At 67.2% G+C, this 19,959-nt stretch carries 16 protein-coding genes; 4 read left to right on the forward strand and 12 right to left on the reverse strand.

From position 1 onward, the window contains the following. Positions 1 to 7: 7 nt before the first annotated feature. The 10 genes from ACQG3P_RS06530 to ACQG3P_RS06575 all read right to left on the reverse strand — a co-directional run bounded on the left by ACQG3P_RS06530 (position 8) and on the right by ACQG3P_RS06575 (position 10,964). Positions 8 to 1,210 carry a Fic family protein gene (locus ACQG3P_RS06530; RefSeq protein ID WP_426804563.1) on the reverse strand — a complete coding sequence of 401 codons (1,203 nt, stop codon included), beginning with the start codon at positions 1,208 to 1,210 and terminating at the stop codon, positions 8 to 10. Between the two features lie 167 nt (positions 1,211 to 1,377). After that, positions 1,378 to 2,484 (reverse strand): GDSL-type esterase/lipase family protein, encoded by a 1,107-nt coding sequence (locus ACQG3P_RS06535; protein WP_426804564.1) that lies wholly within the window; start codon positions 2,482 to 2,484, stop codon positions 1,378 to 1,380. 157 nt (positions 2,485 to 2,641) lie between these two features. Next, positions 2,642 to 3,397: a 2-dehydro-3-deoxy-D-gluconate 5-dehydrogenase KduD gene (kduD, locus tag ACQG3P_RS06540; RefSeq protein ID WP_426804565.1), complete on the reverse strand. Its 756-nt coding sequence runs from the start codon at positions 3,395 to 3,397 to the stop codon at positions 2,642 to 2,644. A 33-nt stretch (positions 3,398 to 3,430) separates the two neighbouring features. Further along, the gene (kduI, locus tag ACQG3P_RS06545) at positions 3,431 to 4,279 is read right to left on the reverse strand and encodes a 5-dehydro-4-deoxy-D-glucuronate isomerase (protein WP_068848104.1); all 849 of its coding nucleotides are present in this window, start codon (positions 4,277 to 4,279) and stop codon (positions 3,431 to 3,433) included. 220 nt (positions 4,280 to 4,499) lie between these two features. Continuing rightward, complete coding sequence (locus ACQG3P_RS06550; protein ID WP_093535383.1) at positions 4,500 to 5,558, reverse strand: LacI family DNA-binding transcriptional regulator; 1,059 nt, start codon at positions 5,556 to 5,558, stop codon at positions 4,500 to 4,502. Positions 5,559 to 5,599: 41 nt separating this feature from the next. Then, positions 5,600 to 7,177: a family 43 glycosylhydrolase gene (locus ACQG3P_RS06555; protein WP_426804625.1), complete on the reverse strand. Its 1,578-nt coding sequence runs from the start codon at positions 7,175 to 7,177 to the stop codon at positions 5,600 to 5,602. An 88-nt stretch (positions 7,178 to 7,265) separates the two neighbouring features. Then, positions 7,266 to 8,549, reverse strand: coding sequence for a TRAP transporter large permease (locus ACQG3P_RS06560; RefSeq protein ID WP_184126327.1), 1,284 nt, complete (start codon positions 8,547 to 8,549; stop codon positions 7,266 to 7,268). Between the two features lie 3 nt (positions 8,550 to 8,552). Beyond that, complete coding sequence (locus ACQG3P_RS06565; RefSeq protein ID WP_426804566.1) at positions 8,553 to 9,086, reverse strand: TRAP transporter small permease; 534 nt, start codon at positions 9,084 to 9,086, stop codon at positions 8,553 to 8,555. Between the two features lie 11 nt (positions 9,087 to 9,097). Continuing rightward, a complete protein-coding gene (locus tag ACQG3P_RS06570) occupies positions 9,098 to 10,105 on the reverse strand; it encodes a TRAP transporter substrate-binding protein (protein WP_426804567.1) in 1,008 nt (335 codons plus the stop codon). A gap of 37 nt (positions 10,106 to 10,142) precedes the next feature. Next, on the reverse strand, positions 10,143 to 10,964 hold the full coding sequence (locus tag ACQG3P_RS06575; protein WP_426804568.1) for a 2-keto-4-pentenoate hydratase: 822 nt from the start codon (positions 10,962 to 10,964) through the stop codon (positions 10,143 to 10,145). Between the two features lie 170 nt (positions 10,965 to 11,134). Between ACQG3P_RS06575 and ACQG3P_RS06580 the strand changes: the two genes are divergently transcribed. The 3 genes from ACQG3P_RS06580 to ACQG3P_RS06590 all read left to right on the forward strand — a co-directional run bounded on the left by ACQG3P_RS06580 (position 11,135) and on the right by ACQG3P_RS06590 (position 14,485). Next, positions 11,135 to 12,112, forward strand: a complete 978-nt coding sequence (locus ACQG3P_RS06580) for an alpha/beta hydrolase (protein WP_426804569.1) — start codon at positions 11,135 to 11,137, stop codon at positions 12,110 to 12,112. Beyond that, the gene (locus ACQG3P_RS06585; RefSeq protein WP_426804570.1) at positions 12,109 to 13,734 is read left to right on the forward strand and encodes a carboxylesterase/lipase family protein; all 1,626 of its coding nucleotides are present in this window, start codon (positions 12,109 to 12,111) and stop codon (positions 13,732 to 13,734) included. The genes ACQG3P_RS06580 and ACQG3P_RS06585 overlap by 4 nt, the downstream gene beginning before the upstream one ends. Before the next feature lie 160 nt (positions 13,735 to 13,894). After that, positions 13,895 to 14,485 (forward strand): cysteine dioxygenase, encoded by a 591-nt coding sequence (locus ACQG3P_RS06590; RefSeq protein WP_426804571.1) that lies wholly within the window; start codon positions 13,895 to 13,897, stop codon positions 14,483 to 14,485. 22 nt (positions 14,486 to 14,507) lie between these two features. Here the strand turns inward: ACQG3P_RS06590 and ACQG3P_RS06595 are convergent, their stop codons facing one another. Next, positions 14,508 to 14,864 carry a hypothetical protein gene (locus tag ACQG3P_RS06595; protein WP_320458267.1) on the reverse strand — a complete coding sequence of 119 codons (357 nt, stop codon included), beginning with the start codon at positions 14,862 to 14,864 and terminating at the stop codon, positions 14,508 to 14,510. 164 nt (positions 14,865 to 15,028) lie between these two features. Between ACQG3P_RS06595 and ACQG3P_RS06600 the strand changes: the two genes are divergently transcribed. Then, entirely contained in the window at positions 15,029 to 15,868 is an 840-nt protein-coding gene (locus ACQG3P_RS06600; protein WP_426804572.1) for a PhzF family phenazine biosynthesis protein, read from the forward strand. 4 nt (positions 15,869 to 15,872) lie between these two features. On the opposite strand, the gene ACQG3P_RS06605 is transcribed toward ACQG3P_RS06600, so the two are convergent. Further along, on the reverse strand, positions 15,873 to 19,688 hold the full coding sequence (locus ACQG3P_RS06605; RefSeq protein ID WP_426804573.1) for a LamG-like jellyroll fold domain-containing protein: 3,816 nt from the start codon (positions 19,686 to 19,688) through the stop codon (positions 15,873 to 15,875). Between the last annotated feature and the right edge of the window lie 271 nt (positions 19,689 to 19,959).

Below are 19,959 nucleotides of genomic sequence, written 5' to 3' on the forward strand. Positions count from 1 at the left end.
GCTGCGTTCACCGCGGTCGCTGGGCCACGCGCACCGGTAGCTGGTTGAGTCGCTTGAGGACGGCGTGGGCGCGGTAAGTCCTGCCCCACTTCTTCTCATTGCCCTTCGACAGGATTCCGGCTTCCTCGAGCGCATAGATCCCGGTAAGCGCTGACCGGTCAGACACCTCCAGCAGCGAAGCAACCTGTGATGCCGTGACCACCGGATGGCCCACCAGCAGCGCCGGAAGTCGACGCGCGACAGAGTCGCCGCGATAGCGGCTGACCCTCACCGTCCACTCCGCCACAAGGCGCTGCATGTCCTCGGCGATGGCGATCGCATCGTTCGCTGACTCCACCACGGCCCGGGAGACCATGTCCATCCACGGTACCCAGTTGCCTTTGATCTGCACTTGGTTGAGCGCGTCGTAGTAGGTGTCCTTGCTTCGGAGCAATGCGCCGGACAGGTACAGCGGTGGATACCCTTCTGCCGCCAGTATCAGCGGCATCAGCAGCCGACCGGTGCGTCCATTGCCATCCTTGTACGGATGGATGGTTTCGAACTGGGCGTGCGCGATGGCGAGCTGCGCAAGGATGTTCAGTTCGAACTGTTCGTCTTCCGCCGCCTGGTACTGCAGCATCTGACGTTCCAGTTCCTGCATCGCCTCGCCGATCCGATCCGGCGGCGAAGGAACGAAGCGCGCGTCTTCAGGGCGTCCTCCCAACGGTCCGATGACCGCCTGTTCCTGCCTGTAGCGGCCCTTCGGGAAGTCCTCCGGCGTGTCCTGCATAAGAACCGAGTGCAGGTGGTTGACGAGTGCAAGGTCGATGGCGGATCTACCCCGCACTCTGACCGCTTCCAATCCGTCCTGCAGCGCCTGCACGTAGCGCTCGGTGACAACGACGTCGGCGGGCAGGCCGTCGAGTCCAAGGGTGGCTTCGTACACCAGCAACTGGTCCAGATCGGTCTGTGTCCCTTCGATCTGGGAACTCTGCACGGCTTCGCGTCGGGCCAGGGTGCGGGTGACCAGATCAGGGGTCGGCCACTGCCGCATGGCTTGTTCCAGCCGGGCCAGGCCTGCGTTGGCGTCGGCGAACAACTGTCGGTTGCCTGACTGGCCTGGGGGCAGCCTGCGCGGCGTGGGCGGAGCGGTCATGGCCACCAGATTCGGGCGGCCTTCCACCGGCACCAGGTATTGGCGGAGCGGCACCGCTATGTCTTCCCGTCGCACGGAATCCTCCGAAGGCCTAAACTTCAAATGTACTTTAGTCTTTTGAAGTTTAACGCGCCATCCTTCAAAAGCATTGGATGCTTTTGAAGTTTAGTAGTTTAACCTTCAAAAGCTCCAGGCGCTTTTGAAGGTTAGCGTCTGTAGAGCCAGGCCCTGCCCGGCTGGCTTCACCGCGGGTACGCCAGCAGCACCACCAGATCCTGCTCCCCGCGCTGCTGCAGCGCATGCAGGCTGCCTGCCCGGGTAAGCAGCGCGTCGCCGGCCGCCACGTCGTACTGTTTGCCATCCAGTACGTAGCTGCCCTGCCCGCTGACGATGTAATAGATCTCGTCCTTGTGCTGCGGGTGCAGGCCGATGCCGGCGCCCTTGTGCAGCACGCGCTTGCGCAGCACGAACGGCAGGTCCTTGTCGTCGGCGAAGAACGGGTACGCCGTGGTCGGGCCGGCGCCACCGTGCGGGCCAGGCTGGGTAACGGCGATATCGCGCTCATGGACAACCTTCGACGGCTTGGCCGGGTCAGCGCCCTGCCCTGCGGCCTGGCTGACGTCACAATCGATGTCGCGCTTCAGCGCCGGCTTCATGGTGGGCTGCAGCGCCACCCAGTCGCGCATCACCAGGCAGGCCACGGCGGTGGCACCGGCCACGCTGAAGTGGGTGCCGTCGGCCTTGTTCTGTTCGGGCACGAACAGGAAGTACGGCTTGGCGCCCTGCTCGCCCAGCGCGCGGATCCAGCGGGTGGAGCTGGCGTTGAGATCGATCAGCGCCACCTGTTCGCGCTCGGCCAGCTGCTTTACGGTCTGGGTGTACAACCCATGCGTGTCGAGCAGCGAACCGAAGTCGTACAGCAGCCGCGCCACCGGAGTGATGAGCACCGGTGTAGCGCGCTTCTCGCGGGCCAGCTGCACGTAGCGCATCAGGTATTGCGGGTAGGCAGTGACCGGATCGTTGTAACGGGTGGGATCTTCGAACTTGGCGTCGTTGTGGCCGAACTGGATCAGCAGCATGTCGCCGGGCTGGATCTCGGCTGCGATCGCATCGAGGCGTTTTTCCTCGATGAAGCTGCGCGCGCTGCGACCCGCCTTGGCGTGATTGCGGACCTGCCAGACGGCGGGGTCCAGATAACTCGGCAGGGCCTGGCCCCAGCCCATCAGCGGCGCGCGTTCGGGGCCGTAGTCGGCAGCGGTGGAATCGCCGGCAATGAAAATACGGTGCGGCGCCGCGTGTGTGGAGACCGCCGCGAACAAGAAAAGCATCGGGAGCAGGAAGCGGTGCATGTTCGGGCTCCAGGAGGGCCGGCCAACGGCCGGCGCTACCGTCAGGACGTTTTGCGGGGGTACCGACCAACGGTCGGTACCTACCGGTCTTGCGCCGCGGGTTCGCGGCCGACGATCTGATCCCGGTAGGTATCGACCGTTGGTCGATACCCATGCATCACCGGGCCAGCCAACCCCCATCCACGGGAATCACCGAACCGTTGACGTAATCCGAAGCGCTGGACGCCAGGAACACCGCCGTACCGGCGAGGTCTTCCGGAGTACCCCAACGCCCGGCCGGAATGCGGTCGAGGATGGACTTGTTGCGGTCCTGGTCGGCGCGCAGGGCGGTAGTGTTGTCGGTGGCCATGTAACCCGGGGCGATCGCGTTGACGTTGATGCCCTTGTTGGCCCACTCATTCGCCAGCAGGCGGGTGATGCCGGCGATGCCGCTCTTGCTGGCGGTGTACGACGGCACCCGGATTCCGCCTTGGAAGGACAGCATCGAGGCGATGTTGATGATCTTGCCGCGGCCCTGCGCGATGAAGTGGCGGCCGGCGGCCTGCGAGATGAAGAACGCGGACTTGATGTTGACGTTCATCACGTCGTCCCAGTCCTGCTCGCTGAAGTCCACCGCATCGGCGCGGCGGATCAGGCCGGCGTTGTTGACCAGGATATCCAGGCCACCCAACCCTTCGATGGTTTCGCGGATCACCCGCTCCACCGGCTCGATGCTGATCAGGTTTGCTTCCACCGCCAGGCAGCGGCGGCCGAGCGCGGTGATCTTTGCGATGGTGTCGGTGGGCGGCGCGATGCCGGCCACGGCCACATCGGCGCCGGCCTGGGCCAGCGCCACGGCGATGCCCTGCCCCAGGCCGGTGTTGCCACCGGTAACGAGGGCGACCTTGCCTTCCAGACTGAACGGATTAGCCATTGCAGTTACGGTCCTTATCCAATGCGGTGTGGGTTACTTGAGCTGGCAGATGTCCAGCACGTGCATGTCGGTGTAATCCAGGTTTTCGCCGCCCATCGCCCAGATGAAGGCGTAGTTGCTGGTGCCGGCACCCATGTGGATCGACCACGGCGGGGACACCACCGCTTCGTTGTTCTGGATCACGATGTGGCGCTGCGCGTCCGGCTCGCCCATGAAGTGGTACACGCGGTCGTTCTGGCCCAGGTCGAAGTAGAAATAGACCTCGCTGCGACGGTCGTGCAGGTGCGGCGGCATGGTGTTCCAGACGCTGCCCGGCTTCAGCACGGTCAGGCCCAGCAGCAGCTGCGAGGACTGGCAGGTGGCCGGCACGATGTACTGGTAGATGGTGCGTTCGTTGCTGGTTTCCAGCGCGCCGCGTTCCAGCGCAACCGCATCCTTGATGGACAGCTGCTTGGTCTCGAAGCGCGCATGCGCCGGGGTCGAGGCCAGGTAGAACTGCGCGGGGTTGGCCGCGTCGTCGGAGGCGAACACCACCTCTTCGCTGCCCATGGCCACGTACAGGCCGTCCTTCGGGCCCAGCGTGTACACGGTGCCGTCGACGGTGACGGTGCCGCTGCCGGCGCCGACGTTGATGATGCCCAGCTCGCGGCGCTCCAGGAACGCATGGCCGGCGGCGGAGGCCGGTTCGGTCTGCTTCGGCAGCGACACCGGGCCCTTCACCGGGGCCGCACCGCCGAGCACGAAGCGCTCGTAGTGGGTGTACTTCAGGGTCACCGCATCGGCATTGAACAGGCCGTCGAGCAGGTACAGCTCGCGCAGGTCATCGTTGCTGGCGCCCTTGATGGCGTCGGGATGGGTGGCGTAGTGGGTCTTGCAGTACATGGCGTCTCCAGAGCAGGGGTGGGCCGACGGGGCGGCCCCGGCGCGATTTCCCCCCATTCTAGCCAAGGAGGAAACCGGTGTCATTTTGCATTGCGGGATCGGTGGGAAGTCACGACCAACGGTCGTGACCTACCGCGTGGAATCATCTCGTGGGGCGTTCAGCCGGGTGGGCTGCCTTGCCGGTAGGTCACGACCGTTGGTCGTGACCCGCACCGTCCCGTCAGTCCTCCGGCGGTTGGCACGAATCGCGCACGATCAGGTGCGGGCGCACGCTGGCGATCTGCAGCGCGGCCTGGCCATCGGGCTGGACCAGCATCGCGGCGGCGGTGCGGCCGGTGTCGCGGGTGTGGCGGCGCACCGAGGTCAGCGACGGCCACAGGCGCGAGGCCAGCGGGCTGTCGTCGTAGCCGATGATGGACAGCTGGCGCGGAATGTTGATGCCCGCGCGCAGCGCCACCTTGTAGATACCGGCGGCCATTTCATCGTTACCGGTAAAGATCGCGGTCGGGCGCTGCTTGCCCAGCAGCAGCTTTTCGGCGGCGGCCACACCGGATTCGAAGGTATAGCCGGCTTCCACGATGCGCCCGGGCGGCAGCTCGATCCCGCGCTGGGCGAGGGCATCGATGAAGCCGGCGGTGCGCTCGTGCGCCGAGCGGTAGGCGCTGGGGCCGGTGACCAGCGCGATGTCGCGGTGGCCCAGCGACAGCAGGTAATCGGCCGCTTCGGCGGCGCCGTCGCGGTCATGGGTCACCACCATCTGCGAGGTGTCATCCAGCGGCAGCGCGGCGATGCGGGTGAAGCGGCAGCCGATCTCATCGAGCATGTCCACCAGCGCCTGGTCTTCCGAGGCACGCGGCACGAGGATCACCCCGTGCAGCTTCTGCTGCTGCACGAAGCGGCGCACGCCTTCGATGTAGCCGGGGCTGCGCGAATCGCACGGGTGCACCACCAGCTCGAAGCTGGAGCCGCGCAGCGCGTCCAGCGCGCCGTACTGCATGTCCACGATGTACTGCGCGGTGGGGTTGTCGTAGACCATGCCGATCAGGAACGAGCGGCGGAAGGCCAGCCCGCGTGCCAGCGGGTCGGGCGTGTAGCCCACCTCGCGCATCAGCGTTTCCACCTTCTCACGGGTGTCCTTGCGCACCAGTGGCGAGTTGTTGATGATCCGCGAAACCGTTTTCTTGGATACACCCGACAGCCGCGCGATGTCATTGATCGTGGCGGCCTTGCCCTTGGTCAACCCGTGCGGTGACGGGTCGGTCTTGCTGCGCAGTGACATGTGTTCAAACCATGAGAGGTCGAAGGAGTCTACCGGCGCCCTCAATCAAGGGCGCGGTAGCGGAACTGGCGGAAGGTCACCTTGCCGTCGCCGGCAGCGTACAGGGCCGGCTTCAGGGCGAGGAACTTCCCGGCCACATTGTGATGGTAGCCGGAGACTTCCATCTGAACCGGGTACTTCTGCCAGGTTTTGCCGTCGGTGCTGGAATGGATGGTCACGATGTGGCGGTTGTTGGTCACCCGCAGCCACAGCTTGCCGCCTTTGGCACTGGGGGCCAGCCGGGTGGGGCGCTCCTCGCCGTAGCGGTGCATGATGAACTTCTCGCCGTTGCTGCCCACGCCCACGTACAGCCGGTCGCTGTAGAAGAGCAGGGCACCGCCGACCGCGCCGGGCGCGATGTCCATTTCGACCTCGAACTGGTAAGCCTGGTCGCCGGCGATGGCGGTCAGCGGCGAGCTGTCCTTCGGGGTGTCGCCCTTGCCCTGCAGGGTCAGGCCGTTGGCGCTGAAGCCGAGGCGCTTGTACTCGTCCTGGGCCGGATTGAAGAACGACCACTGCGCGCCCAGGGTCTTGCCGGTGAAGTCGTCCGACAGCGCCATGCCGTGCGGGCCGACCGAGTCGCCCGAAGGCTTGGCCAGCGGCTGGCCGAGGTCGCCGCCCTTTGCCACGAACCAGCCATCGTCGGTCCACTCGATCGGCTCCAGCAGCGCCTGGCGGCCCAGGGTCCAGTAGCCGTTCTCGTAGCCGTGGTAGATCATCCACCAGCGCCCGTCGGTGCCTTCCACCACGGTGGCATGGCCACGCGACCACCACGGCTCACTGGCGGACTTCGTGCGGGTAATCGGGTTGTTCGGCGCGTTCACCCACGGCCCGTGGATCGAGCGCGAGCGCGCGGTGATCACCATGTGCCCGGTCGGCGGGCCGGCGGTGCCGCCCACGGCGGTGGTCATGTAGTACCAGCCATTGTGGAAATTGATCTTCGGGCCTTCCTGCGCGTAGGCCTCCACGTCCCAGCTTTCCGGGTACTTCCAGCCGTCGTAGACGTGTTTGGGCTTGCCCACCACGCTCAGGCCATCGTCGGCCAGCTGCACGTAGGCGCCGCCGCTGAGGAACAGGTAGCGCTTGCCGTCTTCGCCCACCGCATGGCCGGGGTCGATGTAACCGCCCAGCCCGATGTCGATCGGCTCGCTCCACGGCCCGCGGATGTTGTCCGACCACACCACGAAGTTGCTGCGGGTTTCGCCGGTGCGTGCCGGGAAGTAGATGAAGTAGCGGCCGTCGTGTTTGACGATGTCCGGTGCCCAGATCGCGCCGACATTCTTCGTGATCGCGTGGCCCAGCGGCTGCCAGTTCACCAGGTCGCGCGAATGCCAGATCGGCAGGCCCGGGTAGGCGTCGAAGGAGGACAGGGTGAGGTAGTAGTCGTCGCCATCCTTGAGCACCGACGGATCGGGGCGGTCGCCGGCGAACACCGGGTTGAGGAAGGTGCCGTTGCCCAGGTCGGCCTGGCGCTGGTTCTCGATGCCACGCTTCCACGACGTGGTCGGCACATCGGCGGCATGCAGGGCGCCGGCGAGCAGCAGGCCGGCGGTGGCCAGCCCGGCCAGCAGGGTCTTCATACGCATGGGGTGTCTCCCTGGTTCGGTGCAGGACCCGCCCGCGAAGGCGGGTCCACATCCGCGATGGCGGCACGGGGCCGCCGCGCGGTCAGGCGCGCAGCAGCGCCGGCAGCCACAGCGACAGCTGCGGGAAGAAGGTGACGATGAACAGCACCGCCAGCGCCGCGAACCAGAACGGCCAGATCGACCGCATGCTTTCGCCCACGCTGATCTTGCCGATCGCCGTGCCGATGAACAGCACCGAGCCCACCGGCGGGGTCACCAGGCCCAGGCCGCCGGTCAGCACCAGCACCAGGCCGAAGTGGATCGGGTCGATCCCGTAGGCCTTGGCCACCGGCAGGAAGATCGGCGTGCAGATCAGGATCATCGGCGCCAGGTCCATGAAGGTGCCCAGCAGCAGCAACATCACCACGATCATCAACAGCACCATGAACTTGCTGTGCGCGAAGGACTGCAGGAACTCCACTGCGGCCGCCGGTACCTGCAGGTAGGCCAGCAGCCAGCCGAACACCGCCGCGGTAGCAATGACGAACAGGATCACGCCGGTGCTGCGCGCGGCATGGGTCACCGTGCCCAGGAACTCGCGCCAGTCGAGCTGGCGGTACAGCACCGTGGTCACGAGCAGGGCATACACCACGGCAATGGCCGCGCTTTCAACGGCGGTGAAGATGCCGGCACGGATACCCACGAAGATCAGCGCCACCAGGCCCAGGCCGGGCAGGGCCGAGACCATGCGCAGCAGCACCGCACGCCAGCCGGGGAACACTTCCACCCCGTAGCCGCGACGGCGCGCCACCACATAGCCGGTGACCATCAGTGCCACGGTCATCAGCAGCGCCGGCATGATGCCTGCCGCGAACAGGTCGGCGATGGACAGGCCACCGCCGGCTGCCGCCGAGAACAGGATCAGGTTGTGCGACGGTGGCACCAGCAGCGCCACCAATGCAGCCGTGATGCTGACGTTTACCGCGAAGTCGCGGTCGTAGCCGCGCTTGACCATCTGCGGGATCATCGTGCCGCCGACCGCCGACACGTCGGCGATTGCCGAGCCGGATACACCGCCGAAGAACAGCGAGGACAGGATCGAGACCTGGCCCAGGCCGCCACGCAGGCGCCCGACCAGCGACGAGGCCAGCGCGATCAGCCGTTCGGAGATGCCGCCGCGCATCATGATTTCGCCGGCGAAGATGAACAGTGGAATGGCGATCAGCGAGGCCGAACCGGTACCGGCCGAAATCTGCTGCACCAGCACCAGCGTCGGCAGGTCCAGGTACCACAGGGTGGCCAGCGCCGCCGCGGCCAGCGCGTAGGCCACCGGCACGCCGAGCAGCAGCAGCACCGCAAATACAGTGAAAAGAATCGTAATACCCATGACTCAGCGGTCTCCCTCTGCTTCAGCGATGGCCGGTTGCACGGCCTGCACCATCTGGTTCACGGCGAACACCGCCATCAGCGCACCGCCAATGCACAGCGGCAGGTAGTTGATGCTCTGCGGCAGGTTGGCGCCGGCGGTCTTGATGTCCAGCCCGTCCAGCAGCAGCACGCCGGCCCACCAGGCAATCACCACGCCCAGCACCGCGACCACCAGCGAGGCGAATACATCCACCGCGCGACGCAGGCCGGCGGGCATGTGCGCGGCCAGCAGGAAGAAGCCAAAGTGGCGACGGGTGTGCACGCCGGTGGCCGCGCCCAGGCTCATGGCGGTGGCCAGCAGCAGCAGGGTCACCGGCTCGGTCCAGCTGGGCGAATCGTTGATCACATAGCGGGCGAACACCTGCCAGCCCTGCACCACCACCAGCCCGAGCAGGGCAAGTACGGCGATGTAGATGGTGATGTCGGCAATGCCGTCGAGTGCGCGCTGCGGCAGCGTGCGCAGGTCGGCGGTGGTTTCGGAAGTCGGGTCGGACATCGCGGCAGGCCTCAGGCGAAGTCGCGGATGCGACGGGTGAGGGCAGCCAGCTCCGGCTGCTGCAGGTACTGCTGCAGCAACGGGTCGGCGGCCTTGCGGAAGGCCGGCATGTCGACCTCGTTGAACTGGATGCCGAAGTCGGCCACCGCCTGGCGGGCGGTGCTTTCCGAGGCGTCCCACTGCTGGCGCATCACCCCTACCGATTCGCGCGCGGTCTGCAGCAGCAGCTGGCGGTCTTCCGGGCTGAGCGATTCAAAGCTGCGGCGCGACATCAGCAGCACGTCCGGCGCATACGAATGGTCGCTCTGCGACCAGTAGCGCGCGGCCTCGAAGTGGCGGCTGGAGTGGAAGCTGCGCATGTTGTTTTCCGCACCGTCGATCATGTGCGTTTCCATGCCCGAGAAGGTGTCGCCCAGCGACATCGGGGTCGGGTTGGCGCCCAGCAGGCGCATCAGCTGGATGAAGATGTCCGAGGAGGCCACGCGCAGCTTCAGGCCGTGCAGGTCTTTCGGTTCCACGATCGGATGCTTGGTGTTGTAGAAGCAGCGCGCGCCCGAATCGTAGATCGCGAGTCCCACCAGGTCGCGGTTTTCAAAGCCGCGCAGCACGGTATCGGCCACGCCGCCGTCGAGCGCGCGGCGCATGTGCGCCACCGAATCGAACACGTAGGGCAGGCACAGCGCCTGGGTGAGCGGGAAGGCGTTGTTGAGCGCGCCGGAATACACGCGGGTGATGTCGATGACCCCGAAGCGGGCCATGTCGATCGCTTCCGATTCGCGGCCGAGCTGGCCCGAATGGTACTGGCGCAGCCGCAGGCGGCCGCCGGTCTTCGCTTCCAGCTGCTGGGCGATCCACTTCACCGCGGTCACGGTGGGGTAGTCGGCCACATGCACATCGGTTGCGGTCAACAGGCGCGCGCCATCGGGCGCGTCACCGGTGGAACGTGAACACCCGGCCGACAACAGGGGCACGCTGAGCGCGCCCACGCTGGTGGCAAGGAAACTTCTGCGAGTAATCATCTGCGCCCTCCCAAGCGTACTCGCCATGGCCGCACGGTTACCCGGCGGCGATGGCCCTGCAGGTAATGTCGCCGTAACCGGCGAAACGGATCAGTGCCTGTTGGCCTACGGCGATGTCATGGATACCGGTGGCATTGCCACTGGCGATCAGATCGCCGGCTTTCAGCGGACGGCCACGCTGGGCCGAACGGGCCAGCGCGAAGGCATACGCGGTGCGCAGGCCACCCGGCAGCAGGGTGGCGCCACCGGTGCCTACCACTTCGCCTTCAATGCGGGTTTCGGCGCGCAGGTCGGCATCGTCCAGCGAGGTCCAGTCCGCAATCTCCGGGCCCAGCACCAGGCCGTTGTTGTTGCCGAAGTCCGACACCACTACGCGCGGGCCCAGTTTGTTGATGGTGGCGAGCGGGCTGCTGGCCACTTCCACGCCGATGAACAGCTTGGCGGGCAGGGCTTCAGCCTCTTCGGCGGTCCAGTGCAGCTTGTCGGCCGGGGCGTCCTGCAGCAGCTGGATCACGTACTCGGCTTCCACCGCGCCGAAGCCGCCGACGAACACCGGGATGTCCACTGTTCCACCGGTAGCATTCCAGAGCCGCTGAGAGAAGATCGGGCCCAGCAGGCGGTCGTCGCCGGAGCCATCGCGGCGCTCGGCGGCAATGTAGCCGACCTTCCAGCCCACTACCTCGTCGTCCCAGAGCGCGATGGCCTGGTCCTGCACCTGGTAGGCGGTGACCAGGTCTTCCGGGATGGTTCCGGGGAAATCCGGCAGTGAACGGCCCTGCTGGCGGGCCGTGACGAACGCGTGGGCGATGTCGCCCAACCCTTGTTCTGGCAGGTCCTGTTTGCCTTGATCGTTGCTCAAGCGGGTCTCCCGGTGAATTGTTGCACTGCCCATCGACAGCACTTGGATGAGCTGTATATGGTAAACCGGTGTCATTGGCAATGTGCACCGCGTCAGAACCTGCACGAGCCCGGCACGCTACCGTTTGCCCACCCCTGAGAGGACTGCCGCGGATGCGTTGTGCTGTGTTGATGTCCCTGTTGGTCGGCTGCCTGCTGGCCGCCGTTGCCCCACCGCCGGCCCAGGCCGTTGAGCGCCCGGTGCCGCAGAGCGAGCCCGCCCCCGGCACGCCCACCCGCATCGCGCTCTGGCCCGCCGGCAGGGTGCCCGGTGAGCCCAAGCGCGCCGCAGTGCCCAACGTGGTCGAGCGCAGCGCCGACCCCGCGCTGCCGGACCGCTACATCGACAACGTCAGCGCGCCGTACCTGGTCGCCTACCGCCCGGCCAGACCCAACGGCACCGCCCTGCTGGTCATTCCCGGTGGCGGCTACCAGCGCATCGTGCTGGACAAGGAAGGCACCGCGCTGGTGCCGGGCTTCGTGGAGCAGGGTGGGGTAACCCTGTTCGTGCTGCGCTACCGGCTGCCGGCCGGGCGCGGGGACCGCCAGGCCGCACTGGCCGATGCAAAGCGCGCGATGCGGGTGATCCGCGCCGGCGCAACGAAGTGGCAGCTGGATCCGCAACGGATCGGCGTCATCGGTTTTTCCGCCGGCGGCCATGTTGCTGCGCGGCTGAGCAACGGCTACGCCACCGCGCTGCCGGGCATCGGCGATGCCACCGATGCGCTCAGCGCGCGCCCGGATTTCGCGCTGCTGCTGTACCCGGTGATCGACATGGGCCGGCACGCGCACAGCGGCTCGCGCACCCGGCTGCTGGGCGAACACCCCACGCCCGCGCTGGAGCAGCAGTATTCGATGCAGGCGCAGGTCAGCGCGCAGACCCCGCCTACCTTCCTGGTCCACGCGCAGGACGACGACGTGGTCTCCGTGCACAACAGCCTGCTGTACTACCAGGCACTGCTGGCGGCGGGCGTGCCCAGTGAAATGCACCTGTTCGCACACGGCGGGCACGGCTTCGGTGTACGCCTGCCGCCCGCTGCGCTTGCCACCCAGTGGCCCACCCTTGCGCTGCACTGGATGCAGGCGCAGAACGGTGAGAAGGCGCCATGACGCTCGCCCCTGCCGACCTGCAGCGCCGCCGCTTCCTGCGCGACAGTGCGCGCTACGCAATGCTGCTGGCGGCCGGTACGTTGCCGCTGGCGTCATCGCTTGCAGGCGCGTCTACCGGCACCACCCCGACCGTTTCGCTGGCGACGGTGCGCGGCGGCCGCCTGCGCGGCCGGTATGACCAGGGCGTGCACCGTTTCCTTGGCGTGCCCTATGGCGCGGACACCGCGACCCGGCGCTTCCAGCCGGCGCTGCCTGAGCTGCCGTGGCGCGGGGTGCGCGATGCACTGGCCTACGGCCCGGCCGCGCCGCAGGTCAGCAAGGAGGACGGCCCCGGCAGCGAAGACTGCCTGTACCTCAACGTGTGGACGCCGGCGCTGCGCGACGGCAAGCCCCGGCCGATCCTGTTCTACATCCACGGTGGCGCCTACAACAACGGCTCCGGCAGCGACCCGCAGTACGACGGCAGCGCGCTGTGCCAGCGTGGCGATGTGGTGGTGGTCACCGTCAACCACCGGCTCAATGTGTTCGGCTACCTTTACCTGGCACAGCTGGGCGATGCGCGGTTCGCCGATTCGGGCAACGTGGGCCAGCTCGATCTGATCCAGGCCCTGCGGTGGGTGCGCGAACATGCGCACGAGTTCGGTGGCGATGCCGGCAACATCACCGTGTTCGGTCAGTCCGGCGGCGGCGCCAAGATCGCCACGCTGATGGCCATGCCCGCCGCGCGCGGCCTGTTCCAGCGCGCGTGGACCATGAGCGGCCAGCAGGTCACCGCGGCCGGCCCGCGTGCGGCCACCCAGCGTGCGCAGATCGCCATGCAGGCGGTAGGCGCACAGGATGTGGAGGGCTTGCTGGCGCTGCCGGTGTCGGCGCTGCTGGCGGCCACCCGCGCGCGCGATCCGTCGCGGGTGGAGAACACCAGCCTGTACTTCGGGCCCGTGGTCGATGGCGGCGCGCTGCCGGCACACCCGTTCTGGCCGCAGGCGCCCGAGCAGTCCGCCGGGATCCCCATGGTGATCGGCAACACCCACGACGAAACGCGCGCGTTCCTCGGCCACGACCCGGCCAACTTCGCGCTGACCTGGGAGACGTTGCCGGCCAGGCTGGAGAAGGAACAGTTCGTCGATCTGCTGCCATCGGTGGTGATCGCCGAGTATCGGCGCCTGTATCCGCACTACACGCCCTCTGATGTGTTCTTCGCCGCCACCACCGCCGGCCGCTCCTGGCGCGGGGCGGTGGAGGAACTGGAAGCACGCGCGCGGCAGGGCGCGCCCACCTGGGCGTACCAGCTCGATTGGGGCTCACCGCTGGACGGCGGCAGGCTGGGCGCCTTCCACACGCTGGATATCCCGCTGGTGTTCGACAACACCCGGGCAGAGGGTTCGCGTACCGGTGAAGCGGCCGACGCGCAGCGCATGGCGGCAGCGATGAGCGATGCCCTGATCGCCTTCGCCCGCACCGGCAACCCGCAGCACCCTGGGCTGCCGCAGTGGGAGCAGTACGGGCTTGATCGCCGCCAGACGATGCTGTTCAACACCCCGCCACGGCTCGCTGACGACCCGCGTCGCGGCGAACGACGCCTGTACCAGCAGGCCCCGTTCGTACAGCGAGGCACGATGTAGCGACACGCCACGCGTGTCCCACGCACCGTCGGCCCACTCCAAACAACGATAGGCAGCATCAACCAAACAACGAAATCCAATAGATTTTCGGCCAATACGCAGTTATTTGCCGTGATTCAGATCAAACATGTCCTTAACCTCCATCGCCTAGACTGGGGGCATGCAGGACCATTGCGATCCCTTTCCGCCGTTCCATGGCCGCGATCGATTGATAGCCGCCATCGATCACGCCGTGCAGCATGACGATCCCCAGCAGATCGCCAGAACCTTGCGCGGTGCGCTCTGCGAGGCCATTGCCGACAGCCGCATCCAGCTGCCGGCCTGCGTGCACCGCCCGATCAGCGACCACTACGCACGCCGCGAGCTGTACCGCAGCCCGGCGCACGGCTACAGCATCGTGGCGATGAGCTGGGCGCCGGGGCAGGGCACGCCGCTGCATGACCACAGCGGCCTGTGGTGCGTGGAAGGGGTGTGGCTGGGGCAACTGGAAGTCACCCAGTACCGGCTGCTCGAACGCAGGGGCGAACGCTTCCGCTTCCAGGCCGAGCCGTCGGTGATCGGCGACTGCGGCAGCGCCGGCAGCCTGATTCCGCCGCACGAGTACCACACCATCCGCAACACCAGCGACGAGCGGCTGGCCATTTCCGTGCACGTCTACCAAGGCGAAATGACCCGCAGCGCGATCTTCGAACCCGACCACGACGGCTGGTACGAGCGCCGCATGAAGGAAATGGAAACCGACGCCGCGTGACGCGGCGTTGCCGCACCCGCAGTCATGCGGGTTGGATGCGCCACACCGCTTCTTCGCCTCTGCTGAAACGGGTGAGCGAGAAACGCGTTCCGGCGTAGACCTCCGTGGCGCTGGCGCCCTCGGGCAACTTCAACCGCCAGTTCGGCAACGACACCCGCGCTGTGGGAAATCCAACATGGAGTGCCCAGAACACGCCCGCGGCGTAGGCGATGACCAATTGCACCCGGCCCGTGCCGTCGCGGACTTCAACGTGGTCCACGCCGCCGTCCTGGTACTCCCGCACCCGCCAATCGTGAGTTGCGCCGGAAGCGTCAGGCTGTGGCCGCGGACATGCCTCGATCGGCACCGCCTCATCAATGTCGGCGACGTTGGTGTTCATAGGTGTTTCCCAAGAGAGGTGGCGCTGTGCATCGGTGTGGTGATGACGACCAGATGCTATCTGCGGCCATTGGGGTGGTGCGTTGAAAAAGATCCTAGATTTGATGCAGGGTTCACCGCCAAGATGCCCGCATGTCGCCACATCCCGCCAAGGAACCGCTGCCCATGACGTCCCACCCCTTCCTCCAGGTCAACGTCTTCAGCACCGATCCGCTGCTGGGCAATCCGCTGGCCGTGGTGCTTGATGCCGATGGGTTGAGCGATGCGCGCATGGCCGCCTTTGCGCGCTGGACCAACCTGAGCGAGACCACGTTCGTATCGAAGCCCAACGACCCGCGTGCCGATTACCGCGTGCGGATATTCACTACGCTGGGCGAGCTGCCGTTCGCCGGGCATCCCACGCTGGGCAGCTGCCATGCATGGCTGGCCAATGGCGGCGTGCCGCATGGGGCGGAAATCGTGCAGGAGTGCGGGATCGGGTTGGTGCGGATCCGCCGCGATGCGGCCGGGTTGGCGTTCGAGGCGCCGCCGTTGCGGCGGGAGGGGCCGTTGGACCCGTCGTTGCGCGAGCAGGTGCGGGCGGGATTGGGGGTGGCCGTGGATGAACTGGTCGATGCGCAATGGGTGGACAACGGCCCGCGGTGGTTGGCGTTGCGATTGCGCAGCCGTGCGGCCGTGTTGGCGGTGCGCCCCGATTACGCGGCGTTGGATGGGCTGATGCTGGGCGTGTTCGCCGCGTGTGGCGAAGGCGACGCGGTGGATGCAGATTTTGAATCGCGCGCGTTCATTGCCGGCGAGGCCGCGCCGGAGGATCCGGTGACCGGCAGCCTCAATGCGGGTATCGCGCGATGGTTGCTGCGGGAGAGCGCGGCGCCGGACCGGTATGTGATCAGCCAGGGCACGGTGATGGGTCGCGCCGGCCGCGTGCAGGTGGAACGGGTGGGGGATGCGCTGTGGATCGGGGGTGCCTGCGTGACGTGTATCGAGGGGGCGGTGACGTTGTAGGCGGTCACTCGACCGCCACCACGTTGTTGAGCTGGGTCACTTCGGCGCCGCCCTCGGCCAACATCACCCGCACCTTCAGGCCGCTGCGGTTGCCGGCCGGCAGTGGCAATCCCACCGTGGTGGTCTTCGGCACCAGATCCGTGGGCGCTGCCATCGCTGGAATCTCGATCCGCGCCAGCTCGCGCCCGCCCGCATCTTCCAGCACCGCCGTGCCCAACGGCGTGCCCACATGCCCCAGGCTGTGCACGGTCACGTGCACCTGGCGGCCATCCACGCGCACGTCGCCACGGCCTACCGCCAGGTCGGGCCGCTGTTCCACCGGCGTGCCCGCCTGGATCAGTTCGAACTCCACCACCTGCGCCTGCCCCGGCGCGAACCGCAGTGGCACGGACGCGCTGCGCTCGAGCGTCACCTCGCGCACGTCGGCCCTGCCGTCGATCCGGTCATCCCCGTCGCGGTCCACCCCGCTGGTCATCCGCCAGGTCCCGGCGGTGACATTCCACGTGCTCATCTGCGCATCCACCGCGCGCTTGCCGGTGTTGTAGGCAATCACCTTGAAGCGCTCGGTGGACGGTGCATGCACCAGCAGCGCCACCTGCTCGGCTGCATCGGGCTGGGCGAAGCGCCAGCTCACCGTGTGGCCCGGCCAGCTCTGGTTGCGCTTGAGCGCGATACCGCCCAGGCGTGCCCGCTGCAGGAACTCACTCGGTGCTTCCACCCGGTCCGACCACCAGTGACCTTCGGTGTTCATGTACTCGCGCTGCGCCTTGGCCTGGATGCCATCGGCGTGCAGCGCTTCCAGGTACTTCTTGTCGCCAGTGGCCTGCCACGCCATCAGGCTGGTGAACCCGGTGTTGCCTGCATCGGCATCGGCGACCAAGCCGGGGTTCCAATCCGCGCCCTTTCCCAGCACCTCGACGAAGTTTTCGCCCAGGTTGGCCAGTGCGCCAGGGCCCCCCCGCTGCACGCGGTAGTCCAGCGCCTTCAGGTACTTGTCGTCGCCGGTCCAGCGCCACGCCGCCCAGAAGGTGTGCATCACATCGCCGCCGCCGGAGCCGTTGTTGAGCTCACCGCCGCGCACCTTGCCGGTGGCCCAGTTGATCTCGTTGGGCAGCGCCCAGCGGCCCTTGTCGTCGGTGTAGGCGTGGGCCAGGTAGCTGTCGGCCAGCCCGGTGACCAGCTTGCGGCCGGTCGGGTCGGCGTTGTACTGGCCCATCAGGAAGGCCGGGTGCAGTGCCGGGAACGAATACGGCTTCTGCCACTGCCAGTTCGGCTCGCGGTAGACCTTGTTGCCGCCGAACCAGTTGCTGGAGAACAGCAGGTGGCCCTGCGGGTTGGGCAGGATGATGCGCTCGTCGAACGCCTTCACCGTTTCCATCAGGCGCTCCACCGTGAGCGGGTCGCCCCAGTTGAGGTAGAGCATGGCGCTGTTGGCGTTGATGCCTTCCTCGTAGGCGTGCAGCTCATCGGTTTCGATGGTGCTCAGGCCATTGGAGAACATGCCGTTGCGGTACACCGCATCGGACAGCGCGGTGAGCGAGCGGTTGAGCCGGTCCGGCTCCACGCCCATCAGCGCCAGGCCCGGCCACTGCTGGGTCAGGTCGGTGTCGTCGGAGATGCCGCCACCGAAATCGCCGTAGGCGATCTGGCGGTTGTCGATCCACCAGTCCACGAAGCGGCGCACGTACTTCAGGTCTTCGGTCTGGCGGAACGCCCACAGTGGCACGCCCTTGGGCGCCTCGGGCTGGGCGAACGGCGGTTTGCCCTGGCTGTTGTAGCTGATGTAGTTCCAGTACAAGCGCCCCAGTTCGTGGTCCGGGTCGACCCGCAGCAGGTCGGTCAGGTCCGCGTACACGCGCGCATACAGGCGCTGGCGCTTGGAGGTGGTGTGCTCTTCGACCAGGAAGCCCCAGTTGTCGCGGGCCTGGTTGAAGCGGTCGGCTACATGTTCCTTTTTCGCTTCGGCGCGATCCTTGTACACCATGCGGATTTCCGCGCCGTCCAGCGAGCCGGCGTTGAATCCGGGCGCACCGGAAGCGATGCTGATCCACAGGCTGTCGGCGGTGAGGATGCGGTCGCGCAGGTCCAGCCACAGCGTGCGCTTCTCGTTCGGCTTCACCGACACCGACACGTCGATCATGTCGCGCGCCGGCCAGATCGGGTCCTTGATGCGGATGTTGAGCGGAATGAGCCCGTCCTTCGCCGCCGGCAGGTCCAGCGCAGGCAGGTCGATGGCCACGCCATCCAGGCCGTCATGCATGTTTTCCCAGCTGTGCGCCCAGCTGCGGATCAACGGCTGTGCAGCGGGGGCGTCGCCCACGCCGGAAGGAATCAGCACGTGCACGATCGGCAGTGGGTTGGCCGGCAGCGTATCGGCCGCACGCCGCCGCGAACCTGCGCCCTTGGGCAGGGCCATCACGGTGCTGCGTTCGGCCGCCGGATAGCGGCCGTCGATGTAGTCGCGCAGCGCGGTGATGTTGAGGTAGTCCGGCCGTGCCTGGCTGTCGATCAGGTACCGTTGCTTGACGGTGCCCGTCGGCTCGGGCGCGTCGCTGACCTGGTAGGCCCAGATTTCCTGGATGGGGGTTTCCTGCGCGGTGTTGCGGAAGTGCAGCACCCCGCCGGTCTGCGCCGGAATCGGGTCAACGCTGCGCACCACGCCCTGCGGGCGCTGCAGCAGCGTTGTGGCCGCCGCGCTGCCCACGCTGTGACTGAGCGCGCCAAAGGCCGCGCCGCGCACTTCGATGCGGTTGACGGTCTCACCCTCAGGCAGGGTCAGGTCCAGCTGCTGCCCGCCTTCCACGTAGGTGTTCCAGTCGGGCAGCTGGAAATAGTCGTTGCGGCCGGGCAGGCGCGAGCGGTTGTACACGCCCGGCCAGGTGGTCTCGGCGATGCCATCGGTGGCCTTCCACATCCACTGCTTGTGGTCTTTGGTGTCGGCGAACTCGATCTTGCGGATGGTGGTGGTCGGGCTGGCCAACGCGGGCGGAGCGGCGCTGTCCCAGCCGAAGCGATGGTTCCACGCGCGCATCGCGCCGGTATCGGCGACGGCGGTGCTCGGTGCCTTGTTCGCCGCCAGCGCGGACATTCCGGCGGGATCCAGCAGCTGGTCGTACACCCGGATCTCGTCGACATCGCTGCCGCGCAGGAAGTTATAGCGGCTCTGCACCTGGTAGGGCGCCATCACCCGGCCGGCCAGGCCGAGCTGGTCCAGCGCCGCATCGTAATCGGCGGTGGTTTCCTGGCGGGCGACCTCTTTGCCGTCCACGTACAGGCGCACGCCGTGGTTCTCGTCCCAGCCGAAGGCGATGTGCTGCCACTGCTCTGGCGACGGAAGGGCATCCAGTTTGAATGACACGCGGGTGCGTGCCAGGTTGGCGTCGGTCACGAAGGCATCGAAGCCGTGGCCGTTCCAGTCGATGCGCAGCCAGGCCATGTCCCAGCTGCTGTGGTCGGCATAGCCGACCCGGAAAATCACGAACGGCGCTTCACCCACCGCGTAGCGGGGGCGCCAGAAGAAGCCCAGGGTGCCGCGTTGTGCCTGGATGTTGCCCGGCGCGTTCCACGACAGCACGCCGTCGTCTTCCCACTGGATGGCAGCACCGTGCGCGCCATCGGGCACGCGTTTGACCTTGTCCTGGAAGTTCGGAACCGCCTCGCCTTGCGCGGTATCGGCGGTGAAGCCGTTGTCGGCCGACACATGGAACAGCAGCTGCGGCGCGCCCTGTGCCCAGGCGCCGGCACTGCCTCCCAGCAGCAGCAACATCAGGCTGGCGGAAAGGCGGGTACGGCGGGGCGAACGGACAACGTGCAGCGGCATGGCAGGTTCCTTTCGACAACTCAGCAGTACGGCAGTGGCGTTGGAGAGCGGCACAACGCAGTGCACGTGCGCTGCGCGCAGGCGCGCGGACATCCCCGCCGCATGCCTGCACGCAGCACACGCTAGCAAAGCAGCGGTTCCCCAACATCTTGCGTCGCAGCAGCGGCGGGGGGGGGCGGGGCCCCCCCCCCCGGGGGGGGGGGGGGCGGGCAATGGTGGGGGCGCCCCCCCAGAGACACCGGCCGGGGGGGGGGGTGGTTTTCCGGCGGCG

This window comes from Stenotrophomonas sp. SrG (assembly GCF_050031795.1).
Classification (GTDB): domain Bacteria; phylum Pseudomonadota; class Gammaproteobacteria; order Xanthomonadales; family Xanthomonadaceae; genus Stenotrophomonas; species Stenotrophomonas rhizophila_A.

What these genes read in the sequence shown, in the direction of transcription:
- ACQG3P_RS06560 (WP_184126327.1), bottom strand. Translation starts at nt 8,549, where the DNA reads ATGGGTATTACGATTCTTTTCACTGTATTTGCGGTGCTGCTGCTGCTC.
- ACQG3P_RS06580 (WP_426804569.1), top strand. Translation starts at nt 11,135, where the DNA reads ATGTCCCTGTTGGTCGGCTGCCTGCTGGCCGCCGTTGCCCCACCGCCG.
- ACQG3P_RS06535 (WP_426804564.1), bottom strand. Translation starts at nt 2,484, where the DNA reads ATGCACCGCTTCCTGCTCCCGATGCTTTTCTTGTTCGCGGCGGTCTCC.
- kduD (WP_426804565.1), bottom strand. Translation starts at nt 3,397, where the DNA reads ATGGCTAATCCGTTCAGTCTGGAAGGCAAGGTCGCCCTCGTTACCGGT.
- ACQG3P_RS06555 (WP_426804625.1), bottom strand. Translation starts at nt 7,177, where the DNA reads ATGAAGACCCTGCTGGCCGGGCTGGCCACCGCCGGCCTGCTGCTCGCC.
- ACQG3P_RS06565 (WP_426804566.1), bottom strand. Translation starts at nt 9,086, where the DNA reads ATGTCCGACCCGACTTCCGAAACCACCGCCGACCTGCGCACGCTGCCG.
- ACQG3P_RS06595 (WP_320458267.1), bottom strand. Translation starts at nt 14,864, where the DNA reads ATGAACACCAACGTCGCCGACATTGATGAGGCGGTGCCGATCGAGGCA.
- ACQG3P_RS06570 (WP_426804567.1), bottom strand. Translation starts at nt 10,105, where the DNA reads ATGATTACTCGCAGAAGTTTCCTTGCCACCAGCGTGGGCGCGCTCAGC.
- ACQG3P_RS06600 (WP_426804572.1), top strand. Translation starts at nt 15,029, where the DNA reads ATGACGTCCCACCCCTTCCTCCAGGTCAACGTCTTCAGCACCGATCCG.
- ACQG3P_RS06585 (WP_426804570.1), top strand. Translation starts at nt 12,109, where the DNA reads ATGACGCTCGCCCCTGCCGACCTGCAGCGCCGCCGCTTCCTGCGCGAC.
- kduI (WP_068848104.1), bottom strand. Translation starts at nt 4,279, where the DNA reads ATGTACTGCAAGACCCACTACGCCACCCATCCCGACGCCATCAAGGGC.
- ACQG3P_RS06550 (WP_093535383.1), bottom strand. Translation starts at nt 5,558, where the DNA reads ATGTCACTGCGCAGCAAGACCGACCCGTCACCGCACGGGTTGACCAAG.
- ACQG3P_RS06605 (WP_426804573.1), bottom strand. Translation starts at nt 19,688, where the DNA reads ATGCCGCTGCACGTTGTCCGTTCGCCCCGCCGTACCCGCCTTTCCGCC.
- ACQG3P_RS06590 (WP_426804571.1), top strand. Translation starts at nt 13,895, where the DNA reads ATGCAGGACCATTGCGATCCCTTTCCGCCGTTCCATGGCCGCGATCGA.